A 22,603-nucleotide genomic window follows, 5' to 3' on the forward strand; every position below is an offset into this window, starting at 1 on the left:
TTAATGGTTTAAATGCATAGAAAAAACCCGGCGTTATTGCCGGGTTTTTTATTGGAATTTTATGAGCGATTCCGATAAGCCTTGCCAGTCACTAATTGCTGAATCGGCCTTGGGAAGAAATTGAGAATAGTGCGAAGATAAAACCCGATCACAAACCAAGCTACAGTCAGTGATAAATAGAAGAACACATAAGGAAATTCTATGGATTGGGAAAACAGCAATTGCCATGCTCCCCAGCACACTAAAAAGAACACATTGTGAGCTAAAAATAAAAAGTAGGTGCTGCGATCAACGGAGTGAATAAAACCTGATTTAACCGTATTTGCTAAAAAGTAAGCGCATAAGATTGCCAAGGTGCCAATGCTCACGCGTTTGAATATTTCATAGAAATACAACTGAGACGAGGATAGCTCGGTGTATTTGAAGGCGAACTCTAAAGCAATCACAATCAGTGAACCGATTAAAGCTGGGATTTTCAGTTTGTTGACTTGAGACAGCGAATCGAATTTTAAGCTATAAACAACGCCAAAACTGAAAAACACGAGAATCATTCCTCGCATTACCAACGGTTGAAAACTGATAAAAGAATCAACGATCAATAAAGCTGGAATTAACAACCAAGACAGACGTTTCGCTAGCCAGATAATCACAGGCGAAAGCACAACGCACATAAATATGTCGCGCAAGAAATTCAAGCTCTCGGTAGCGCCACCATAATCGATTGTAAAGATTCGAAACAGCACAATCTCATACAGTTTAAGTCCTTCCAGTTTTTCCACCACCGATGTGCTAGCACCGGTAACCTTAAGAATCATCAAGCCGACCACAATGATCGCAAGATTCCAAAAGGCCATAGGTACTACCAGTGCGACAAAACGCTTGCGAATGGTTGTTAGCCAATCGTTGGCGATAAAGTTATAGACAATCAAAAAACCACTGATAAAACTCAGCGCCGCGACACTGGCTCTACCAAACACATCGCCAATCACGGTTTCAATGGCATCAAGGTACAGCGGCGGATTGTCGATAAGGTCCAGACCCGGCGGTACATGAACCATACACATAAAGAAGATACACAGTATGCGGCAGTACTTAATTTGCAGCGAGGTGGTGCTGTCTAACGGCTTAGATTCCATAGCGTTCTCATCTGTGTCAGTTATGCGTCCCTATATCCCTGGCATAGCCATGGGTGTTTGATATTAACATTGGTAATCAGAATTGTTCAAAGTTATTGGTGAATGAGAATAAGAAAGAGAATAGTTCAAAAGTGTGGCTGTGCACCTTTTATTCAGATAAATGACGATTTAACGCGGTGACAGATATTTAAAGAAATAAATGTTTATTGATATTCTTTTTATGCTCATAAAAAAACTTAAAAACTATAGATAAACAGTATTATGTGAATTCTTGACTCTGTTATAGCATTTCTCTTGATCACCACAGGATGTATCAATCCAGGCTCATCATTATTAAATTAAAAATCACCGATAAAATATTGCCTAAGAGGTATTTAACAGTGTTTCCGTTTGGCAATGTCTCAGTGTTTTTATTAATGTCGTGTGACAATTATATGTCGATAAAAAGTCATTTGATTTAAATTAAAAATTTAAAAGCAACTTGTCGTTTTCACAAGCATGGATGTGATGGTCAATAACCGGCCCTAAAAATAAGGAGAAAATCATGAGTTCAAATCAACCTAACCGAAAAAAGAAATTCAGAAAATTTATTAAAGACATCAAAGAAAAAATTGAAGATCTAGAGCGAGCCAAAGAGCTGGATCTCGGTCCACTGCAACTGTTACCGGGCAGATGGAAAGGCGTGGGTCAAGGGTGGAATATGATTGCATTGCCTTTTCCAACCACACCAGGGCCGGGTGGGCGTGCCATTAATTACCGATTGTTGCTGAATCAATACGATGAAGAATTGGATTTTTCATTTGTCGATGACGCCGTGCCTAATCGTGGTATCAGTTTCACAAATACGGGAGCGGCTGAATCCGACCAAACCCTTGTCGCGCTTGATTATCAGCAAACCATTCAACAAGTTTCTGCCATAGATAATCCGCCCAGCGACGGCTTAGCAGGTGACCCAGGTTTAGCGATTCACCACGAACCTGGGCTTTGGTTGCATATGGAAAATGAAGTGACTAGCCGACTCAACGTCGCGCGCCTTGCCAACATTCCTCACGGTAACTCGGTATTAGCGATGGGTGTTGGTTCTGATCCTGTAGCTGGTGGCCCGAATATTCCCGAAGTTAACGGCTTGCCAATCGGTGCTGTACAAGACATTAACCATCCTTATTTGTCGCCTTATAAACATTTTGCCGACAATCCTTTTGTTGGAACGGTAGATGTGCCGGGGTTCCCAGGTTTTAATCCGGTGTCGCCCAACGATTTATTAGCGTTGGCCAACCAAGGTGTGGAAATTGAACGTACAACGGAATTGCACGTCGATACCGAAGTGCAACCTGGTGGCATCAATAATATTCCATTTATTGAGCGACAGGCAGATGCCAGCGCTATGGAATCGATTTTCTGGATTCAAGAGTTAAAAGAAAAAGACAGACGCGGTAATCCCAAATTACGTTTGCAATATACGCAGACTATTTTCCTGGATTTTTTCCCACGTTTCGACGGCACTCCAGGTTTGATTCGCTGGCCACATGTCAGTATTAATACGCTGGAAAAAGTCTTTTAGTGTTTTCTGTAAATGCCACCAACGAAAAGCGCCAATGGCGCTTTTCTCGTTTTTGTGGGGTTAAAATAATTTTATATTTTGATAAGCGTTTATATTGATGTGCGGATTTAAAGATAAAAAATAAGAAAAACAAAAGCTATGAAAATTTCGTTTATTAAATAATATTAATTACAATAGTTAATATTATTTTGTTGCTGTAGTTTTGGTGATTTCTTTTTAATTGATGCGTTAAATTCAGAGCGTGGTTAATTTGTATCGATCGCAGAATCCTATATATGGTTTTTTGGATTTGCGAGTTTACGAACTCTCATAAATTCTTGAATTTAACAAATATCAAAAAATGGCTTGTTTTTACCAAGTGTTTTTATCAGGTAAGTCATTCCCCAATAAATCAATAATAATTTTTATGCGTTAATGATCCGTCTTTAGTTCTGGTTTAGTCAGTATTTATCCAAAAAATATTTTTACCAAACCCTAAGGAATACAGTTAATGAAAAAAATATTGGCTGCAACGGTCAGTGTTGCCGCGTTAATGTTGCCTACTCATGGCGTCATGGCAGATGCATCAGTTACTCAAGAGCATATGAAAAAATTAGGCGGCGCCTTAATGCACGTTTCGGAAAATGCTCGAAAAACAACAGGCGCTATGACCAAAGACGTTGGGATGATGAATCATTCTATTAAGCTCGCCGAAGTAACCAATGATGGTTATGTTCTCGTTGATGCTGTCGCTTCGGGAGAAGCAAAAGAATTGATTGCCATGCTGGAGTCAGTAGGAGCGAAGCAGATTTCCAGCTATGGTAAAACGGTGTCTGCCCAAGTGCCCGCAAATAAATTAACGGATATGGCACTGAGTGACACAATGGCGTTTGCCAAACCTGCGTTGATGACTACGAATGCGGGTTTGGTTAGACAAAGAGGCGATCGCTCTATTCGAACCCAATTTAATCGGCGTCAGCGCGGCTTAGACGGAGAAGGGTTTACCGTAGGCATCTTATCCGACAGCTACGCTTGCGATCCAGGGCGAACGTCGAATCGCGATCGTTATACAACGCCCGCACAAGACGTTGAAAATAACGACCTTCCCAGTGGCACTATTATCCGTGACGATCTCGATGATCGAGCGATTTGTACGGATGAAGGACGGGCAATGGCCCAAATTATTTATGACGCCGTACCTGGTGTTAATTTTATATTCCATACCGCTTTTAATGGTCAGTCTGATTTCGCCAACGGTATTGTTGAGTTGGCTCGACAAGGCGCTGATGTCATTGTCGATGATGTGTTGTATTTTGCTGAGCCTATGTTTCAAGACGGTATTATTGCGCAAGCGGTAGATCAAGTTGCAAGTATCGGTGTGCCTTACTATTCGGCGGCCGGAAATATGGGGCGAGCTTCCTATGAAACTGAATACCACCCAGTAAACACAGGTATCGGCACGCTGGCCGACTTTGATCCAGGTACCGGTGTCGATCTTGTTCAGGGACTTATTGTCGACGGCGTTGATGTTGGCGGTGGAATTGAGCAGACCACATTCTCTTTCCAGTGGGACAGCCCTAACTTATCTGCCGGTGGTCTGGGGGCCCAAAACGATGTGGATATTATGGTGTTTAACGCCGATGCATCCGAAGTAATACCAAATTGTCCAAGCGCTGGACCGGGAGGCTCTGGTCCAGAAATCTGTGTTGTTAGACAAACGGATGGTGGCAATGGCGGTGATGCCATTGAAGTGCTGTCGATATTAGATACTACCGGTGGCGCTACCGTTCAGTTAGCATTTTTAACAGAAACAGGGGATGCGCCAGAGTTTGTTAAATACGTTGTCGTGGCGGGAAATATTGCGGCGTCAGAATATCCACTGAATGCATCCACCAGTTATGGTCACAGCAATGCAGCCGGAGGCGAAAGTGTTGCCGCGTCGGCATTTTTCTTTAATCGTTCGTTCATAGGTAATTCAAGGGTTCAACAGGTGCGTGCAAACGCCGGTGAACAAGAATGTGTTCCAGCGTGTTTAAACGATTTTTCTTCGCTGGTGGCACGCCAATTTTATTTGATGTCAACGGTAACCGTTTGCCATCCGCCGAGGTGCGTTTGAAACCTGGGGTTACCGCTGCCGACGGCGTTAATACCAGTTTCTTCTCATTTGACTTAGCCCGCGATGACGATGACGGAGACGGTGCGTTCCGACGACGTGAACGAGGAGAGTTCCCCAATTTCTTTGGTACCTCAGCCGCCGCACCGAACGCAGCCGCAGTCGCAGTGCAAATGTTACAGTCGGTTTCTAATCCAATTCGATTCCGAGATCGAGAAAATCGATTGCGTTTTCGCATGTGTCGTCCCGACGGTAGAAGTGTGAATATCAGAAGAGGGCAGGGCCGAATTGTGCGCAGATTAAATCGCGGATTTACTTTGGGTAGCTGTGATAGACCGAGCCCGGAAATGATTTATGACGTTATGCGTGATACCGCTCGCGATATGACTGTTCGAGCATCAGTGAGTAACGGGGCAACAGTTCAGATCTTTGATGAAGTAGGACCTTCTGGATTCGATTTTGATTCTGGATTTGGCTTCGTCAATGCTCGTGCTGCAGTAAGAGTGTTGCGAAATCGATTAGATCAATAAATAGTAAAAATGATAAAAAGCCGGTGAAGAGATTCATCGGCTTTTTTGTTTTGATTAATATGACAGTAAAATTACCGTTTGAAATAACCTATGCTGATAATGTTTGAGTGAAGGCGGTTTTAATAAATAAAAATTTGGAGTGAATTTCGTTTTAATGCTTTTATGTGTTTTGTGGTAACTAAAGTATTAATTTTTATTTTTATAAAAACGTACAATTTATCTTAATTAAACAATTTTTATTATTGTCTATAAATAAAAAATAGAAATTCTTTGATGGTTGCCGCAAAAACGATTAAAAAAATTATTTTCGTATTTTTCTCGGTTGGAACTTAACAGTGAATACTTAAAATATTGGTTCACTTTATGATCGAGGAATTGGATTCATGAGAAAATTATTGGCAATGACAGTTAGCGCTGCTGCGTTAGTGTTGGCCACAAACGGTGCTGTTGCGGATGAATTAACACAAGCGTTGCAGGTTAAAAAAATCGGCAGCGCGTTAATGCAAGTATCGAAAAACGCATCGGAAAAAAGCGGTGCTGAAATTGGCATGATGGGATCAGATGCTAATCCTATTAAATTGGCGAATGTATCGAGCGACGGTTATGTCTTGATTGATGCCGTCGCAGCCGATGGTGCTGATAAATTAGTTGCAATGCTTGAGTCTCTCGGTGCAAAAAATATTTCCAGCTACGGGCGTATGGTTTCAGCCAGCGTGCCTGCGGCAAAATTAACGGATATGGCGTTGAGCGAAACAATGGCTTTCGCAAGACCGGTAACGATGGCAACCAATGCCGGTGTTGTCACGCAACAAGGTACGCGTGCGATTGGTGCTGATATCAATAATACCGTATTGGGTTTGGACGGCAGTGGTTTTACCGTCGGTGTTTTATCCGACAGTTTTGATTGTGATCCGGGCACACTTGCCGGTGATCGTTACGCAACGCCGGAAGAGGATGTTGCCAATGGCGATATTCCTGCCACCTATGAAAATTTAGAACCCATTGCCGATCCGACCGGATGTACCGACGAAGGTCGAGCTATGGCTCAGTTGATTGTCGATAATGTTCCCGGCGTAAATATTCTTTTCCACTCTGCCTTTAATGGCCAAGCGAGTTTTGCCGAAGGCATCGTTGAGTTAGCACGTGCCGGTGCTGACGTTATTGTCGATGATGTTATTTATTTTGCCGAACCTATGTTCCAAGACGGCATCATCGCACAGGCCGCCGATGAAGTTTCTCGTCTCGGTATTCCTTATTATTCTTCCAGCAGCAACTATGGACGCGATTCGTTTGAGAGCAACTATCGTGCAGTAGAAGCGACCATCGATTCTGTCGAAGGTATTTGGCACGATTTCGATGAAGGCGAAGGCGTCGACTTATTAAAAACCATCACATTAAACGGTGCTAACCAAACCAGTTTAAGTTTTCAGTGGGACAGCCCTAATTTTTCTGCCGGTGGCGCTGGTGCAACCAACGACGTTGACGTGATCATGTTTGATGAAAACGGAGTTCGTGTGCCAAATTGTTTGGAATTCCAAGCAGAAAATAACGGCGAATTTCCACCATTGTGTCAATTCTTATTGGATGATGGCGGCGGTTTTGTTGACGGTGGTAATGGTGGCGATGCGATTGAAGTTGTGTCGTTAGTGGATTCCGTGGGCGGCTCTACCGTGCAATTGGGTTTCTTAACCGAAACCGGTGAAGCGCCTGGGTTCGTAAAGTATGTGATTTACGAAGGCGGTGTTTCTGACTCCGAATACCCTATTAATGCTTCAACCGCTTATGGCCACAACAACGCTGCCGGTTCTGAAGGTGTTGGTGCTTCGGCATTTTTCTTTAACGAAGCATTTATCGGTGATGCGAATACTGAATCGGCGCGCGCAGAAGCTGGTGAAGAAGAATGTGTCCCTGCTTGTTTAAACAGCTTTTCATCGGCCGGCGGTACGCCCATTCTGTTTGACTTAGAAGGCAATCGCTTACCGGCACCTGAAGTTCGTTTAAAGCCGGGTGTAACAGCATCGGATGGTGGCAACACGTCGTTCTTCTTTTTCGATACTTTCTTCGATGACGACGACAGCGACGGTGTTTTCGCAACCAATGAAGAAGAGGAATTCCCGAATTTCTTCGGTACCTCTGCGGCGGCTCCGAACGCGGCGTCTGTGGCATTGCAAATGATACAAGCAACGGCTTCGCCAGTTTTAGGAACCAACCAGCGTGGCGAAACAACCTACACTATGTGTCGTCCAAATTACTTCGGCGGTCGTAAATTTGGTCGTACCGTTCGTGTTCGCGAAGACAGAGTCGACGCTCGTTTGGCTCGCGGTTTCTTATACGGCGCGTGTAATCGTCCAGAGACTCAAGCGATTTATCACGCAATGCGTGTAACCGCAAAAGACATGAACATCGCTTCTTTTGGTAGCGGTGTAACATCCAGCACGTTTGAAGAAATCGGTCCACTAGGATTTGATTTTGATTCGGGCTTTGGATTTGTCGATGGTCCAGCGGCGGTAAAAGCCATTAAGAAAAAACAGCATTATTACTATTTTCCCTATTTTAGAAAATTCGATTAACGTTGAATTACTAGAAAGCGAATTTTAGATTGATAAAAACCGGCGAATCTTTCGTCGGTTTTTTGCGTTTAGAGGCATCTAATCAAATACATGAAAGTTCATGAGAGTTTATGCTGGATGGTCAGCTTTTAGCGGGTTTTAATAACAGAATAACATCTGAATTTTTCGATATTTTTTTGCCGCAGGCTTGCGGTTATCTTGCTATCAGTTAATTTGAACTATTTTAGAAATAAATTTAATCAATAAATCCAGATAAAAAATACCGAAATAAACAGTTCATTAATCTATTTTAAATGGCTCGATAAACAAAGACGTCTATAAACTTATTTTAAAAATAAAAACGGAATTTTTGAGAAAACTCCCAAAAGAAAATAAAAAAACGTTTTTATACGTTTGTGAAATCTAGGAACTAAATCGTCTTGGGGTAGAATGTCTATTCATTCCACGATCAAATAAATTGATGCTTAAGGGGATTTAGGTTCATGAAAAAACTATTGACCGCAACAGCCAGTGTTGCTGCGTTGATGCTTACAGCTCAAGGTGCAATGGCTGATGTATCCGCAGTGCCTAGCCAGATGAAAAAACTCGGCAGTGCACTAACGCAAGTTTCTGTTAACGCGCAAACTGCCAGTGGTGCTTCTGTTGGTACTATGGGTACAGCAAATAACACCATCAAATTGGCCGAAGTAGACAGTAAAGGTTACGTTCTTATTGATGCCGTAGCATCGGAAGGTACCGCAGAACTCGTTGCCATGCTTGAGTCGATTGGCGCTAAAAATATTGCCAGTTATGGCCGTGTGGTTTCAGCACGTGTTCCCGCCAACAAATTAACCGACATGGCATTAAGCGACGCAATGGCATTTGCGAATCCTGCGTTTATGGAATCTAACGTTGGTATTGTTACCCAGCAGGGTGACCGCGCCATGGGAACCGACATCAACCGTGAAGCTCTTGGTCTTGACGGTACTGGTTTTACCGTTGGTGTACTATCAGACAGTTTCGAATGTGACCCAGGTTCACTCGCCGGTGGTCCATACACCACGCCTGCCGAAGACGTCGCTAACGGCGATATTCCAGCTACATTCATTAACCTAGAAGCTATCGGTGATCCAGACGGTTGTATCGACGAAGGTCGAGGCATGGCGCAACTTATTGTTGATGCTGTGCCGGGTGTAAACATTATTTTCCACACGGCGTTTAACGGCCAAGCAAGTTTCGCTGAGGGTATTGTCGAGCTAGCACTTGCCGGTGCTGATGTTATCGTTGATGACGTTATCTACTTTACCGAGCCAATGTTCCAAGACGGAATCATTGCACAAGCCGCTGATGAAGTAGCGCGTTTGGGTGTGCCTTATTATTCATCCAACGGTAACCGTGCACGCGATGCGTTCGAGACTGATTACCGTGCCGTAGAAGCGACCATCGATACTACCGAAGGTACCTGGCACGACTTTGATCCAGGTGAAGGCGTTGATCTACTGAAAACCGTTACTCTCGATGGTTCTACCCAGGTTAACCTGACTTTCCAATGGGACAGCCCAAGCTTCTCAACCGGTGGTCTTGGTTCTCCGAACGATCTAGACGTTGTTATGTTTGACGAAAACGGCGTTCGCGTTCCTGATTGTTTTGTCTTCCAAGATGAAAACGGCTTCTTCCCTCCTTTATGTCAATTCACCTTCGCTGGTGCTGAAGGCGGTGACGGCGGCGACGCTATCGAATTGGTTTCATTGGTTGATTTCACTGGTGGTGCTACCGTTCAGTTGGGTTTCCTAACCGAAACTGGCGACGCTCCTGGATTTGTTAAATACGTTATCTTCGGCGGCAACATTACCGATTCAGAATACGCAATTGATGCGCCTTCTGGCTTCGGTCACAACAACGCAGCCGGTGCTGAAGGCGTTGCGGCTTCTGCATTCTTCCTAACCGAGCCGTTTATTGGTGATGCTAACTCCAATACGTTACGCGCTGAAGCGGGCGAAGAAGAGTGTCGTCCAGCGTGTTTGAATGACTTCTCATCAGCTGGTGGTACACCGATCTTCTTTGATGTTGCCGGTAACCGACTGCCCGCGCCTGAAGTTCGCTTCAAGCCAGGCCTAACCGCACCAGATGGCACTAACACCTCGTTCTTCTTCTCAGATACTAGCCGTGATGACGATGACAGTGATGGCGAATTCGTAACTGGTGAAGAAGGTGAGTTCCCGAACTTCTTCGGTACCTCAGCGGCGGCACCAAATGCTTCAACCATTGCTGTGCAAATGTTAGAAGCAACAACGTCTCCAATCCTGCGTACCGTAAGCAGCGGCAATACTATTTATGTTATGTGTCAGCCTGGTATCTTCGGCGGCCGTTTATTGGGTCGAACTCGTTGGACTCCTGAAAACTTAGTTGAAGATCGTATTGCAAGTGGTCACTTGTTAGGTGCGTGTAGCCGTCCAGATCCGCAATCTATCTACCACGTAATGCGTACCACAGCGACCGATATGACTGTTCGTGCATCACTTGCTGATGGATCAACAATTCAAACCTTCGATGAAATAGGTCCTTACGGATTCGACTTTGACTCAGGCTTTGGTTATGTGAATGCGCCTGCGGCAGTGGAAGCAATCAAGAAAAAGCAACGTTTCTACTACTTCCCTTACTTTAAGAAGTTCTACTAAGTTATAAGTCGTAGTCGTTCTACACCGAAAACCGGCGAGTTATCTCGCCGGTTTTTTTATGCCTCCAGTTTCACTTTGGCAGCCGCCAAATTACCTGGATCTAATCGGTTAAATCAAAACGGAATCAAAACGGCGCCATTGATTAAAAATGTAACAGCACTGGTTGATTTTGTTAGTAAATAGAGTCAAATAAAAAACCAGGTTGTTAGTCGCAAAGCCCTATAAACCGGGCGCTGAAAACTATTGTCATTAAATCTGGTGACTTTTGTCATTGGCGAAAACAGGTCTTTCGACCAAGCTTTAGGCATTCGATTTAACCGTGGCTGGCATTATTCGAGTCAGTCTCGCTATCAGGTCTCCCTTCAACTGCTGATAGCTATAACAAAAAGAGAGAGAGGAAGGTTGTCATGCCAGAATATAAAGCTCCTTTGCGCGATATCGACTTCGTTTTAAACGACGTATTGAACGCCGAAAAACACTATCAAGATTTGCCTGATTGCGAAGAAGCGACGCCTGATATGGTGTCTGCAATCATCGAAGAAGGAGCCAAGTTTGCCGAGCGCGTGTTGTCACCTTTGAACCAAATAGGTGATCAGCAAGGTTGCCAGTGGAACGACGGCCAAGTCACAACACCAGAAGGCTTTAAAGAAGCGTATCAGCAATACGTTGAAAGCGGCTGGCCATCACTTGCTCATGAAGAACAATACGGCGGCCAAGGTTTACCAGAATCCTTAGGGTTGGTGCTCAATGAATTGGTGGGTACCGCCAACTGGTCGTGGAGCATGTACCCAGGTTTAAGCCACGGTGCCATGAACACACTAGACGCCCATGGCACCGAAGAGCAAAAGCAAACCTATTTAACCCAATTAATCAGTGGTAATTGGACCGGCACCATGTGTTTGACCGAGCCTCACTGTGGTACAGATTTGGGGATGTTGAGAACCAAAGCTGAGCCGCAAGCTGACGGTTCTTATAAGGTGTCAGGTACTAAAATCTTTATTTCTGCCGGTGAACACGACATGGCAGAAAACATTGTCCATATTGTGCTTGCCCGCCTTCCCGATGCGCCTGCTGGAACCAAAGGTATTTCCCTATTTATTGTTCCTAAGCATTTGCCAGAATCACTGACCGAATCAAACGGTGTTAGCTGTGGATCCCTCGAACACAAAATGGGAATTCACGGTAACTCAACCTGTGTCATGAACTTCGACGAAGCGACTGGTTACCTAATTGGACCGCCAAATAAAGGTTTGAATTGTATGTTTACCTTTATGAACACCGCTCGTTTAGGAACGGCGTTGCAAGGTCTTGCTCACGCTGAGTGGGGTTTCCAAAATTCACTGACTTACGCCAAAGATCGTTTGCAAATGCGCGCCTTAAATGGTCCTGCGCATCCCGACAAGCCTGCCGATCCGATCATTGTTCATCCTGAAGTGCGCAAAATGTTGCTCACCCAAAAAGCGTTTGCTGAAGGTGGTCGTGCATTAATTTATTACTGTGCTCAATTAGTGGATAAAGCGAAAGCGCACGAAGGCGAAGAAAAAGAAAAGGCCGATGCATTACTGGCATTTTTAACACCAATTGCCAAAGCGTTTTTAACCGAAGTGGGTTTCGAATCAGCCAACCACGGTTTACAGATCTACGGCGGTCACGGTTTTATTGCCGAGTGGGGCATGGAGCAAAACGTTCGCGACAGCCGAATTTCTATGTTGTACGAAGGCACCACACAAATTCAAGCCATTGATTTATTAGGTCGTAAAGTCTTAATGACTCAAGGTGAAGCCCTTAAAGGATTTACCAAAATTCTTCACAAATTCTGCCAAGCAGAAATCGATAACGAAGCTTTGGCTAAATACGTCAAACCGCTGGTAGAGCTCAATAAAGAATGGGGCGAAATTACTATGCAGATTGGCATGAAAGCCATGCAAAATCGCGACGAAGTGGGGGCGGCCAGTGTCGACTACTTGATGTATTCCGGTTATGTCGTACTGGGTTATATGTGGGCATTAATGGCAAAAACAGCGCAAGAGAAAATAGATTCAGGCGCAAGTGATGATTTTTATCAAGCAAAATTAAAGACGGCTGATTTTTATTTTAATAGAATTCTGCCTCGAACCCGATCCTTAGTTGAAACTATGAAATCCGGTTCCGACAGTTTGATGTCGTTAGAAGAAGACCATTTTGTCTTTTAATTACTGATACAACATAAAAACGAGGAATAATCAGTGGCAGATTTAAGTGCTTTATTTAGTCAAATGAGTGAACGCTTCGACGCAAGTGCAGCGGCAGGAACCGACGCCGTTTTTCAATACGATATCAGTGAAGCTGGACAATGGTCAGTGACCGTTAAAGATAGCGAATGTTCTGTTGTAGAAGGTAAAGCGGAAGAGCCGACAGTCACCTTAATTATGGACGCGCAAACACTGGAAGAAGTTATGTCTGGTGAAACCGACGGCATGCAAGCATTTATGACTGGCCGAATTAAAGCCGAAGGTGATGTCATGCTGGCAACCAAATTAGCGGTACTTTTCCCAGTTCCATAATGACTTAAACCGTTCTGGGCACAGAAATACCTACCATCCCATCAAAGAATTCTCCTAATTTCTTTAATGGGATGGCACCAATACAATAAAGAATTAATTCAAAATATTCTCGATAAAAATAACTATACGGGGAGTTCCACGCTGTGGTTCATTTACCAAACGCCGACGTAATTCCAACGGATATCAATAAAGACGGGTTAAAAACCCTTCCCGATGTTCTTAAATACTGTGTCGACAGATTCCCCTCTAGGCCAGCCTATACCAGCCTAGGTCGAACCATCGACTTCACAGAACTTGATAAATTATCAGCTGCTTTCGCCGCTTATCTACAAAACGAAACCGGTTTATCACCCGGTGATCGTGTAGCGGTACAACTGCCGAATATCGTTCAGTACCCGGTTGTTCTTTACGGAATATTGCGAGCGGGTATGGTGGCGGTAAATACCAACCCTCTGTATACGCCAAGCGAAATGCTTCACCAGTTTAAAGACTCTGGTGCAAAAGCATTAATTATTCATAAAAGCATGGCGCATAAAGCCGAAGAGATTATAAAGAAAACCGACATTAAATCGGTGGTGGTGACTCAGGTTGGCGACTTGCACAATATCGTTAAACGAACCGTTATTAATTCGGTCGTTAAATACGTTAAAAAAATGGAGCCCGGATACAATCTGCCCGGTTCTGTTTCGCTGCGTTCTGCACTTGGCAAATACGCTGGCAAAGCGGCCAATAAAGTCGAGGTAGTTCCTGGCGATGTTGCGGTTTTGCAATACACTGGCGGCACAACCGGCGTCTCTAAAGGTGCTGTGCTTACTCATGCAAATATAGTCGCTAATATTTTGCAGTGTAAAGAGCGATTGGATCTTCCCAATATCAATTGGGCGGAAACGGTGATTTCTCCTTTACCGCTTTATCATATTTACGCATTTACGGTTTCTCAGTTGGTATCAATGTTGGGCGGCCACAGTGTATTGATTCCAAACCCAAGAGACATTCCAGGGTTCGTAAAAGAAATGAGCCGCTGGAAAATGACAACCTTTGTCGGCCTGAACACCTTGTTTGTTGCCTTGTGTAACGATGAAAAATTCAAGGAATTGGATTTTAGCAACTTACGGTTCACGGCATCAGGCGGCATGGCATTATTCCCGTCAACAGCAACCGTCTGGAAGCAAGTTACCGGTTGCGAAATTGTTGAGGGATACGGCTTAACGGAAACCTCTCCGGCGATAAGCTTTAATTTCCCCAATAAAACTCGTCTGGGAACCATTGGTGCGAAGCTCACGCACACCGATATTCGAATTATCGATTCCGAAGGCAAAGATGTGGGTGAAGGTTTATCGGGGGAGTTGTGTGTTAAAGGTCCGCAAGTTATGCGTGGCTACTGGCAACGTGAAGCGGAAACAAAAAAATCATTCACCGAAGACGGTTATTTCCTTACTGGCGATATTGTTAAACAAGATCCGGATGGTTATTTGCGTATTGTCGATCGCGCGAAAGATATGATTGTTGTTTCTGGCTTTAATGTTTTCCCCAACGAAGTTGAAGACGTCATTTCTACCCATCCAGAAGTCATTGAGAGTGCGGTCATTGGCTTAACCAGTAAAAAGAATGGCGAGATGGTAAAAGCATTCGTTGTTACCAAAAATGAGAATCTTACCAGTGAAGATATTCAGCAATGGTGCTCCGATAAGTTAACGCGCTACAAAGTGCCGAAATTGGTTGAATTTGTGCCTGAGCTGCCAAAATCCAACGTTGGTAAAGTATTGCGTCGTAAGCTTCGCGATAACCAAGAAAATACCAACGCGGCTTAGAAAAACCTGTTAGTAAGATCAAGCAAGTTTTTATAAAAATTAAAATAAAAAATGTCTGTATAGGTTAATTTAGGGATGAATTAACCGTAATTCCAGTCAATGATTGGGAGTGTATAATGCCGCTATCAAAACCTGTTAAACGTCACAGCCACCACAAGCGCACCATTAATTGCGACGCTTTTTTACGAGAAGACAACTTGTGGGACATCGAAGCACGAATGATCGATGTTAAGGCGCACAACGTCGACAACGAAGAGCGTGGCGGCTACATTCCTGCAGGAGAGGCTTTTCACGATATCAGCATTCGCGTCACTATCGACATTAATTTTCTAATAAAACACGTCGAAGCCAGTATTGATGCGTCGCCCTTTAAAATGTGTAACCGAATTACCAACGCGTTTAAAAAATTGGAAGGAACCCGTATTGGTCCCGGCTGGCACCAACAATCCAGAAAATTAGTGGGCGGTGTCTCTGGTTGCACACACATTAACGAGTTATTACCGGTTGTTGCTACAACGGCGATACAAGCTATTTGGCCCAGTCGCGAAGGCGATGTCTTAGAAGGTGGCGCAGGAATTATGTTAAACACCTGCCACACCTGGGCGCAAAATAGTGAAGTCGTCGAAAAATACTTACCCCAGTATTACCGAGAAAACAACATCATTGCTAAGGAGCAAGGGAAGTGATTGAGCAAATACAAGTCATTGAACACGGAGCCGTGCTCGAATTAGTATTAAATCGCCCAAACAAAAAAAATGCACTAACGTTGGCGATGTACACAGAATTATCGCAACAACTAGTCGATGCCGATAAAAACGATAACATTAATGTTGTTGTTTTGCGTGGCGAAGGCGATGCATTCTGTGCCGGTAACGATATTAACGACTTTGTTGCTGCCGTTAGTAATCCCGAAGCGTTAAAATGCATTGTCGGGTTTCTTCACACAATCGCCAACTTTAAAAAGCCCGTGGTCGCAGCGGTTCACGGTGATGCAGTCGGGATTGGCACCACAATGATGTTGCATTGCGATTGCGTTATCGCCGGTAGAGATTTGAGCTGTTATACCCCCTTCGTAAAATTAGGGTTAGTACCAGAAGGCGGATCGTCATTGCTGATGCCGCAAATGATGGGCCATCGACAGGCTTTTGAATTACTTATAGAAGGTAAACGCTTCAACGCTGACAAGGCATTAAATGTCGGCCTTGTTAATGCGGTTGTAGAAAACGAATGGTTGGTTTCCGAAACGCGAAAACGCGCCGAAGCAATCGCAGCTTTACCGGCTGAAGCGACCGTAACCTCAAAAGCATTAATCAAGAAAAATTACCTAGAAGAACTTCATGGAATTATGGATGAAGAAGGGATGATGTTTTACGAACGCCTTTCTTCAGACGAAGCTCGTCAAGCCTTTATGAGTTTTTTGCAGAAAGCCTGATTTCATTTTCGATCGAAAATGATTTTTTCTGCATTGCAAGAATTTTTTAGGATGTTTGATTGTTCCGATGGTGTGTTCTGATAATTGAAATTTCTTTGAAGGTTTTTTCTCAGTAAATTAAAAGCTATTGGGTATATCGGTTGGTAGTTTTTAATTGGCAGCTTTAAGTGCATAAGGTTAAAAGCTGCCAAATATAAAATTAAGGAATAGAGCTATCGCTTAGACCAAGTTGTTCCATTGGACCAATAAATCGTGTTACCACCGAGCACGCCAGTGTAAGCTCCGTCATCAGAAAAGTTTACCGATATTGTTGGGTTTGATAAGTCCACTGAATATCCTTGGAATGGACCTCGCCCATTACTGATTCTTACTTCAAGTACATTCCATTCGCCAGTAATATCGATGTTGGTACCGTGACCGTCGGTCCATGCGCCTGTGAATTTATTCATCGTGATTCTCCTGAAAATATTAATTTTGGTTGTGGTTATTTCTGATCAGAGAAACATTGTTAAGGATGTTCCTCTGTCGACTGCTGTTTGAAAATGTTACAGAAATAATAAGTGGAATTGTGATTGATTTCGTAAAAGCTTTTGTGATCAAAAATAAGCGTATTAATTTATTTTATTTATTGGTGTTGTCGATTTTTATGTCAAAAAAACAATTTTTTGACATGGTTTTTTGCTTGTTTTTGAGTGATGTTAATTGAGATGCGAATTGTGAAATTGATAATGAGGACGTTTGTAAAATAATTTTAAGGCGCATTTATAATGCGAATAAACAATCTGTAAGTTCGTGAGGATTTGTTTGAGTTGATATTTCCTATTGGATGTTAAAGCTTTGAAAATAAACTCTGGTAGGTTCGATTGATTTCAAGATTTCTGTATTTCAGATGTTAGTAGGATTCCATATTTTATTTATAACGCTAACACTCAAAAATGCTAAACTCACACTTTTACGATGAGTTTAACCATTGAACTTCCAAACCATTTTAGATAGCTGGCTGCGTATTCCTAACAAGTCTTTTCATCGTGATTCGGTGGTGGATCACGATCAGATTCATTGTGATTGTTCAGGCTTGATTGCTCTGTTATTTGATGAATTACAACTCAAAAAGCCCTACGGTTTGGACCGGCCAAAAGCCGTGCATTACTTTGCCCTGTTACAAGAAATCGGCAGTGACCGAATCGATAAATTATTGCCCGGAAACTTGTTAGCGTGGCGAAAAAATCAATTGCCAAAATCCGGCGATACCGGGCACGTATTGGTTATCGATGATGTGCCTATTGAAGTGGCCAAGCATCGTTTTCAGGTGTCGGTGGTTGATGCAACGAAAAAAGCCAACGGTTTGTCTCGTCGAATCATAGAATTGCATACCGACGATTCAGAAAAAATTATCGGTGTTCGCCTGCATTTGTCGGGCGATAAATCAGACGCAAAAGTTAAGCGCACCGCTATTTATCATCACCCGCTTGTGAACAGTCGGTTTTGTTGGGGTTGTGGGTTGCCATCTCGAGTGTGCAACTGTTCCGCCATTGAGTCATCCCTTAAAACACCTGCCATCGTAATTTTACGTCACCCAAAAGAGCGCAAGCGTACCCTGTCGACAGTGTCGTTGATCAAGCAACGCTATCCCAATGTCCTGGTTCTCGAAGGCGAACAATTTACGCCGCTGCGTATGCCAAATCTCGCGTTGTTGTTCCCCTCTGATGACATCCTAAACGAACAAGGCGAGGGTAATTCAGATCAAACACTGATTTTAATCGATGCTACTTGGCGCAAAGCCAAGCGAATGCTGCACCTCAATCCGTGGCTGCAAGCGCTGCCCAAAGTCAGCTTGTCGCCGCAACACCTGTCTGATTATCTGCTGCGAAAAGTGAGTTCTGACGAAAACCTATCGAGTGTGGAGGCGTTTGCCGCCGCGGCGAATGATCGTGTTTTGGCCGGGGCATTAAAGCCGTTTATGGATAAACACATTCAGCTGATGGGAGAAGATGTCTATCAGAGGAATTATAAAAACCACCTTAATTATGTTGATAGCTAATAACGCGCTTTGGGGTGCGAAATAACGTTTGATCAAGATGCTGAAAAATTCCTCAATGATGAAATTTGTCGGTTATAAAGCGTTACGAAACGCCCGTATTTCAAGGGGTATACGCCTATTGGTGGATTTTGTCAGTCACTGAGCTGGTTTTTGTCATTGTTGAATTTTGCCTGCGCACTAGTATAAATAGAGTACCATCACGTCCTTAATGAAAGGGCGCTGTACCAACAATAACAAAGAGATGAAACAGTCATGAAAGTTTTGGTGGCAATTAAGCGCGTCATTGATTACAACGTGAAAGTGCGCGTTAAAGCGGATAACAGTGATGTAGATTTGGCCAACGTTAAAATGGCCATGAACCCATTTTGTGAAATCGCTGTTGAAGAGGCAGTTCGCCTCAAGGAAGCAGGAACAGCGAGTGAAGTTGTCGTGGTTTCCATAGGTTCAAAAGCCTGTGAAGAACAAGTTCGAGCTGCTCTTGCGCTCGGCGCTGATCGCGGCATTCGAATCGATACCGAAGACGGCCCAGATTCACTGTCGGTGGCAAAGCTGCTGGCGAAAGTCGTTGAACAAGAACAACCCGGTCTAATCATTCTTGGTAAGCAAGCGATTGATTCAGACAATAACCAAACCGGACAAATGCTTGCGGCACTTGTCGGTTGTGGCCAAGGCACGTTTGCCTCAGAAGTAAAAGTTGATGGCGATACCGTTGCGGTTACCCGCGAAATTGACGGTGGCCTTCAAACTGTCTCCTTAAACCTACCTGCGGTAGTGACGACCGATCTTCGATTGAACGAACCTCGTTACGCCAAACTTCCCGACATCATGAAAGCCAAGCGCAAGCCATTGGCGGTGCAAACTCCAGATGAACTGGGCGTGAGTGTGGGCAGCAAATTATCACTGGTGAAAGTGGAATTGCCGTCAGAGCGCCAAGCGGGCATTAAGGTTGGTTCTGTCGATGAGTTGATCGACAAACTTCGCAACGAAGCTAAAGTGATTTAAGGGGGCATCAACATGACAATTTTAGTAATTGCAGAGCACGACAATAAAGAACTCAAACCCGCCACCTTATCAACCTTAGCTGCGGCGACAGCCATTGGCGGTGATGTTCATGTGTTGGTTGCTGGTAAAGATTGTGAAGCCGTTGCCCAGAGTGCAGCTCAAGCAGCGGGTGTTGCGAAAGTTCTTTTGGCCGACAACGATGCCTATGAACACCAATTGGCAGAAAACATCGGCGATTTAGTGGTTGCTATCGCCAGTGATTTTAGCCACATTCTCGCGTCTGCCACCACTACCGGCAAAAACTTTATGCCGCGTGTAGCCGCTCGTTTGGATGTGAATCAGATTTCAGAAGTTATCGCAGTAGAAGCGCCGGATACCTTTAAGCGTCCTATTTACGCGGGTAACGCGATTGCGACGGTTAAATCCGACGATGCCGTAAAAGTTATGACGGTTCGCGGTACCGCTTTCGACGCCGTCGCCGCTGAAGGCGGAAGCGCCGAGGTTGTTGCTTTATCTGAGGCATGTGATGCCGGTGTTTCGAGTTTCGTGAAAGAAGAACTTACGGTCAGTGAGCGTCCTGAGTTGACCTCTGCATCGGTGGTGATTTCCGGCGGCCGTGGTCTCGGCAACGGCGAAAACTTCGACATTCTTTACAAGCTCGCTGACAAGCTTGGCGCGGCAGTGGGTGCGTCTCGTGCGGCAGTCGATGCGGGTTTTGTTCCTAACGATATGCAAGTTGGCCAAACCGGAAAAATGGTTGCGCCAGATTTGTACATTGCCGTGGGCTTATCCGGTGCCATTCAGCATTTGGCTGGCATGAAAGAGTCAAAAATTATTGTTGCTATCAACAAAGACGAAGAAGCACCTATCTTCCAAGTAGCTGATTACGGTTTAGTCGCCGATTTATTCGAGGCTGTACCAGAGCTTGAAGGCAAACTTTAAAACACTTGGATGAACACATCCGTAGGCTAATTCTGCAACACCGAATTAGCCGGATTTTCTAACGGTGGTCAAACCAATCCTAACTGGCTTCGTTTAAATTCGAAGCCAAAAAATAAAAAGGGGCAGAGTAAATGCTTTTTAAAGGCAAAACGATCCAAGTGCATCCGCTCGATGACGGGATCTATGACGTGGTAATCGACCACAAAAATGATTCAGTCAATAAGCTGGACCAAGCAACGCTGGCAGAATTAAGCGAAGCGGTGAAAGTTCTGAATGATACCGCCGATATTAAAGGCGTTATTTTTTCCAGTGTTAAAGACGTGTTTATCGTTGGTGCTGATATCACCGAATTTACCCAAATGTTTACCGTCTCTGAAGAAGATATCATCAAAAATCTTCACGAAATGCACGCGATCTTTAATGCCATAGAAGATTTGCCTTGCCCAACCGCAGTTGCCATTAATGGTTTGTGTTTTGGCGGTGGTTTCGAATTATCTCTTGCGTGTGATTTCCGAATCATGGGCGATAAAGCCAAAGTTGGATTGCCTGAAGTTAAGCTCGGCATTTATCCGGGTTGGGGCGGCACTGTTCGCTTACCGCGACTCATTGGTGTTGATAACGCTAACGAGTGGATTTGTGGCGGCAGTGAAAAACGTCCTGACGATGCGTTAAAAGAAGGCGCCGTTGATGCTGTCGTTGAAACCAGCCAGGTAAAAGCCGCTGCAATTGATATTATCCAAAAAGCCAATGCTGGAAAATTCGATTACAAAGCGCGCCGTGTTGAAAAACAAAGCCCGATTAAACTCAATCAAATCGAACAAATGATGGCGTTTGAATCGGCGAAAGGTGTCATTGGTTCAAAAGCGGGTCCGCATTATCCTGCACCAATAGCGGCGTTAAAAACCATTCAAAAGCACGCCAACCTAACGCGCGAAAAAGCCATCGAAGTAGAAGCCAAAGGTTTTGCCAAGCTTGCTAAAACCGACGTTTGTGCGGCACTTGTTGGTTTGTTTATGAAAGACCAGGCCGTGAAAAAAGTCGGCAAAGGTTACGAAAGCAAAGCTGAGCCTGTAAACCAAGCTGCTGTTTTAGGCGCAGGTATTATGGGTGGTGGTATTGCTTATCAATCGGCGAGTAAAGGCACGCCGATTATTATGAAAGACATTAACCAAGATGCGTTGGCATTAGGTTTAAGCGAAGCAACCAAGCTGCTTGATAAAAAAGTCTCTCGCGGTCGCATGGATTCTCGCAAAATGGCCGGTGTATTAAATTCAATTACACCGACGTTAAATTACGGCGATTTTGGTAACGTAGACGTTGCCGTTGAAGCCGTCGTAGAAAATCCGAAGATCAAAAAAGCGGTGTTAGCGGAAGTTGAAGGCGAACTAAAAGAAGGCGCAATTTTAGCGTCTAATACTTCAACTATTTCTATTACCGATTTAGCAACGGCGCTTAAAAAGCCTGAAAACTTCTGTGGTATGCACTTCTTCAACCCTGTGCATCAAATGCCGCTAGTTGAAGTTATCCGTGGCGAAAAAACATCGGAAGAAGCCGTTGCGCGCACCGTTGCTTACGCCAAGGCTATGGGCAAAACACCAATCGTTGTTAACGATTGTCCTGGATTCTTAGTGAACCGCGTTTTATTCCCGTACTTTGCAGGCTTCAGTAAATTAATTTCAGACGGCGCTAATTTCCTACAAGTGGATAAAGTGATGGAAGCATTCGGTTGGCCAATGGGTCCGGCGTATCTTCTTGACGTTGTAGGAATGGACACCGCACACCACGCCGATTCTGTGATGGCCGAAGGCTTCCCAGATCGTATGGGTCACGATGAAGAAACCGTACTAGAGCGCATGTTTAACTTAGGTCGCCTAGGACAGAAAAACGGCAAAGGTTTCTACCGCTACGAGCTTGATCGTAAAGGTAAGCCGAAGAAAATTGTCGACGAAGAAGTTCCAGCGTTGTTGGAAGGTCTTGCTACCTCAACACGCGAATTTACCGATGAAGAAATTATCGAACGCATGATGACGCCGTTGTGCATTGAGATTGCGCGCTGCTTGGAAGAGAACATTGTTGCAAGCCCAGCAGAAGCGGATATGGCGTTGATTTACGGCATTGGTTTCCCACCGTTCAGAGGCGGAGCGTGTCATTACCTCGATCAAATCGGGCTCGATAATTTCTGTGCAATGGCTGAAAAATACGAAGCGCTTGGACCTCTGTATCAGCCGACAGAAGAAATGAAAAACATGGCGGCGTCTAGCCGAAAATACTTCGGTTAAGGAGCGG

16 protein-coding genes are annotated in these 22,603 nt (G+C 44.3%); 14 read left to right on the top strand and 2 right to left on the bottom strand.

The features are described from left to right. Positions 1–59: 59 nt before the first annotated feature. Positions 60–1,136 carry an acyltransferase family protein gene (locus LU361_RS18755; protein WP_233090696.1) on the bottom strand — a complete coding sequence of 359 codons (1,077 nt, stop codon included), beginning with the start codon at positions 1,134–1,136 and terminating at the stop codon, positions 60–62. 544 nt (positions 1,137–1,680) lie between these two features. On the opposite strand from LU361_RS18755, the gene LU361_RS18760 reads away from it, so the two are divergent. From LU361_RS18760 to LU361_RS18805, 10 genes are all read left to right on the top strand, one after another. Further along, positions 1,681–2,697: a heme-binding protein gene (locus LU361_RS18760; protein ID WP_233090697.1), complete on the top strand. Its 1,017-nt coding sequence runs from the start codon at positions 1,681–1,683 to the stop codon at positions 2,695–2,697. A 490-nt stretch (positions 2,698–3,187) separates the two neighbouring features. Beyond that, positions 3,188–4,792: a S8/S53 family peptidase gene (locus tag LU361_RS18765; protein ID WP_233090698.1), complete on the top strand. Its 1,605-nt coding sequence runs from the start codon at positions 3,188–3,190 to the stop codon at positions 4,790–4,792. Continuing rightward, positions 4,768–5,319, top strand: a complete 552-nt coding sequence (locus LU361_RS18770; RefSeq protein WP_233090699.1) for a S8/S53 family peptidase — start codon at positions 4,768–4,770, stop codon at positions 5,317–5,319. The genes LU361_RS18765 and LU361_RS18770 overlap by 25 nt, the downstream gene beginning before the upstream one ends. 383 nt (positions 5,320–5,702) lie before the next feature. After that, complete coding sequence (locus LU361_RS18775) at positions 5,703–7,889, top strand: S8/S53 family peptidase (protein WP_233090700.1); 2,187 nt, start codon at positions 5,703–5,705, stop codon at positions 7,887–7,889. A 482-nt stretch (positions 7,890–8,371) separates the two neighbouring features. Further along, a complete protein-coding gene (locus tag LU361_RS18780; protein ID WP_233090701.1) occupies positions 8,372–10,546 on the top strand; it encodes a S8 family peptidase in 2,175 nt (724 codons plus the stop codon). Between the two features lie 407 nt (positions 10,547–10,953). After that, entirely contained in the window at positions 10,954–12,738 is a 1,785-nt protein-coding gene (locus tag LU361_RS18785; RefSeq protein ID WP_233090702.1) for an acyl-CoA dehydrogenase C-terminal domain-containing protein, read from the top strand. A gap of 33 nt (positions 12,739–12,771) precedes the next feature. Next, positions 12,772–13,089 carry an SCP2 sterol-binding domain-containing protein gene (locus tag LU361_RS18790; RefSeq protein WP_233090703.1) on the top strand — a complete coding sequence of 106 codons (318 nt, stop codon included), beginning with the start codon at positions 12,772–12,774 and terminating at the stop codon, positions 13,087–13,089. 143 nt (positions 13,090–13,232) lie between these two features. Continuing rightward, positions 13,233–14,900 (top strand): AMP-binding protein, encoded by a 1,668-nt coding sequence (locus LU361_RS18795; protein WP_233090704.1) that lies wholly within the window; start codon positions 13,233–13,235, stop codon positions 14,898–14,900. 116 nt (positions 14,901–15,016) lie between these two features. Further along, positions 15,017–15,586 carry a DUF2889 domain-containing protein gene (locus LU361_RS18800; protein WP_233090705.1) on the top strand — a complete coding sequence of 190 codons (570 nt, stop codon included), beginning with the start codon at positions 15,017–15,019 and terminating at the stop codon, positions 15,584–15,586. Further along, positions 15,583–16,332 carry an enoyl-CoA hydratase/isomerase family protein gene (locus LU361_RS18805; RefSeq protein ID WP_233090706.1) on the top strand — a complete coding sequence of 250 codons (750 nt, stop codon included), beginning with the start codon at positions 15,583–15,585 and terminating at the stop codon, positions 16,330–16,332. The genes LU361_RS18800 and LU361_RS18805 overlap by 4 nt, the downstream gene beginning before the upstream one ends. Before the next feature lie 212 nt (positions 16,333–16,544). Here LU361_RS18805 and LU361_RS18810 read toward each other — a convergent pair whose 3' ends face one another. Next, the gene (locus LU361_RS18810; RefSeq protein ID WP_233090707.1) at positions 16,545–16,781 is read right to left on the bottom strand and encodes a hypothetical protein; all 237 of its coding nucleotides are present in this window, start codon (positions 16,779–16,781) and stop codon (positions 16,545–16,547) included. A 521-nt stretch (positions 16,782–17,302) separates the two neighbouring features. Here LU361_RS18810 and LU361_RS18815 point away from each other — a divergent pair. The 4 genes from LU361_RS18815 to fadB all read left to right on the top strand — a co-directional run bounded on the left by LU361_RS18815 (position 17,303) and on the right by fadB (position 22,596). Beyond that, the gene (locus tag LU361_RS18815) at positions 17,303–18,373 is read left to right on the top strand and encodes a tRNA-uridine aminocarboxypropyltransferase (protein WP_233090708.1); all 1,071 of its coding nucleotides are present in this window, start codon (positions 17,303–17,305) and stop codon (positions 18,371–18,373) included. Between the two features lie 252 nt (positions 18,374–18,625). After that, on the top strand, positions 18,626–19,375 hold the full coding sequence (locus LU361_RS18820; RefSeq protein ID WP_233090709.1) for an electron transfer flavoprotein subunit beta/FixA family protein: 750 nt from the start codon (positions 18,626–18,628) through the stop codon (positions 19,373–19,375). Positions 19,376–19,387: 12 nt separating this feature from the next. Beyond that, entirely contained in the window at positions 19,388–20,317 is a 930-nt protein-coding gene (locus LU361_RS18825; RefSeq protein ID WP_233090710.1) for an electron transfer flavoprotein subunit alpha/FixB family protein, read from the top strand. A 131-nt stretch (positions 20,318–20,448) separates the two neighbouring features. After that, positions 20,449–22,596 (top strand): fatty acid oxidation complex subunit alpha FadB, encoded by a 2,148-nt coding sequence (gene fadB, locus LU361_RS18830; RefSeq protein ID WP_233090711.1) that lies wholly within the window; start codon positions 20,449–20,451, stop codon positions 22,594–22,596. Positions 22,597–22,603 lie beyond the last annotated feature (7 nt).

The sequence above is a fragment of the Sessilibacter corallicola genome, from assembly GCF_021290925.1.
Lineage (GTDB): Bacteria > Pseudomonadota > Gammaproteobacteria > Pseudomonadales > Cellvibrionaceae > Sessilibacter > Sessilibacter corallicola.

What these genes read in the sequence shown, in the direction of transcription:
- LU361_RS18755 (WP_233090696.1), bottom strand. Translation starts at nt 1,136, where the DNA reads ATGGAATCTAAGCCGTTAGACAGCACCACCTCGCTGCAAATTAAGTAC.
- LU361_RS18760 (WP_233090697.1), top strand. Translation starts at nt 1,681, where the DNA reads ATGAGTTCAAATCAACCTAACCGAAAAAAGAAATTCAGAAAATTTATT.
- LU361_RS18765 (WP_233090698.1), top strand. Translation starts at nt 3,188, where the DNA reads ATGAAAAAAATATTGGCTGCAACGGTCAGTGTTGCCGCGTTAATGTTG.
- LU361_RS18775 (WP_233090700.1), top strand. Translation starts at nt 5,703, where the DNA reads ATGAGAAAATTATTGGCAATGACAGTTAGCGCTGCTGCGTTAGTGTTG.
- LU361_RS18780 (WP_233090701.1), top strand. Translation starts at nt 8,372, where the DNA reads ATGAAAAAACTATTGACCGCAACAGCCAGTGTTGCTGCGTTGATGCTT.
- LU361_RS18785 (WP_233090702.1), top strand. Translation starts at nt 10,954, where the DNA reads ATGCCAGAATATAAAGCTCCTTTGCGCGATATCGACTTCGTTTTAAAC.
- LU361_RS18800 (WP_233090705.1), top strand. Translation starts at nt 15,017, where the DNA reads ATGCCGCTATCAAAACCTGTTAAACGTCACAGCCACCACAAGCGCACC.
- LU361_RS18810 (WP_233090707.1), bottom strand. Translation starts at nt 16,781, where the DNA reads ATGAATAAATTCACAGGCGCATGGACCGACGGTCACGGTACCAACATC.
- LU361_RS18820 (WP_233090709.1), top strand. Translation starts at nt 18,626, where the DNA reads ATGAAAGTTTTGGTGGCAATTAAGCGCGTCATTGATTACAACGTGAAA.
- LU361_RS18825 (WP_233090710.1), top strand. Translation starts at nt 19,388, where the DNA reads ATGACAATTTTAGTAATTGCAGAGCACGACAATAAAGAACTCAAACCC.
- fadB (WP_233090711.1), top strand. Translation starts at nt 20,449, where the DNA reads ATGCTTTTTAAAGGCAAAACGATCCAAGTGCATCCGCTCGATGACGGG.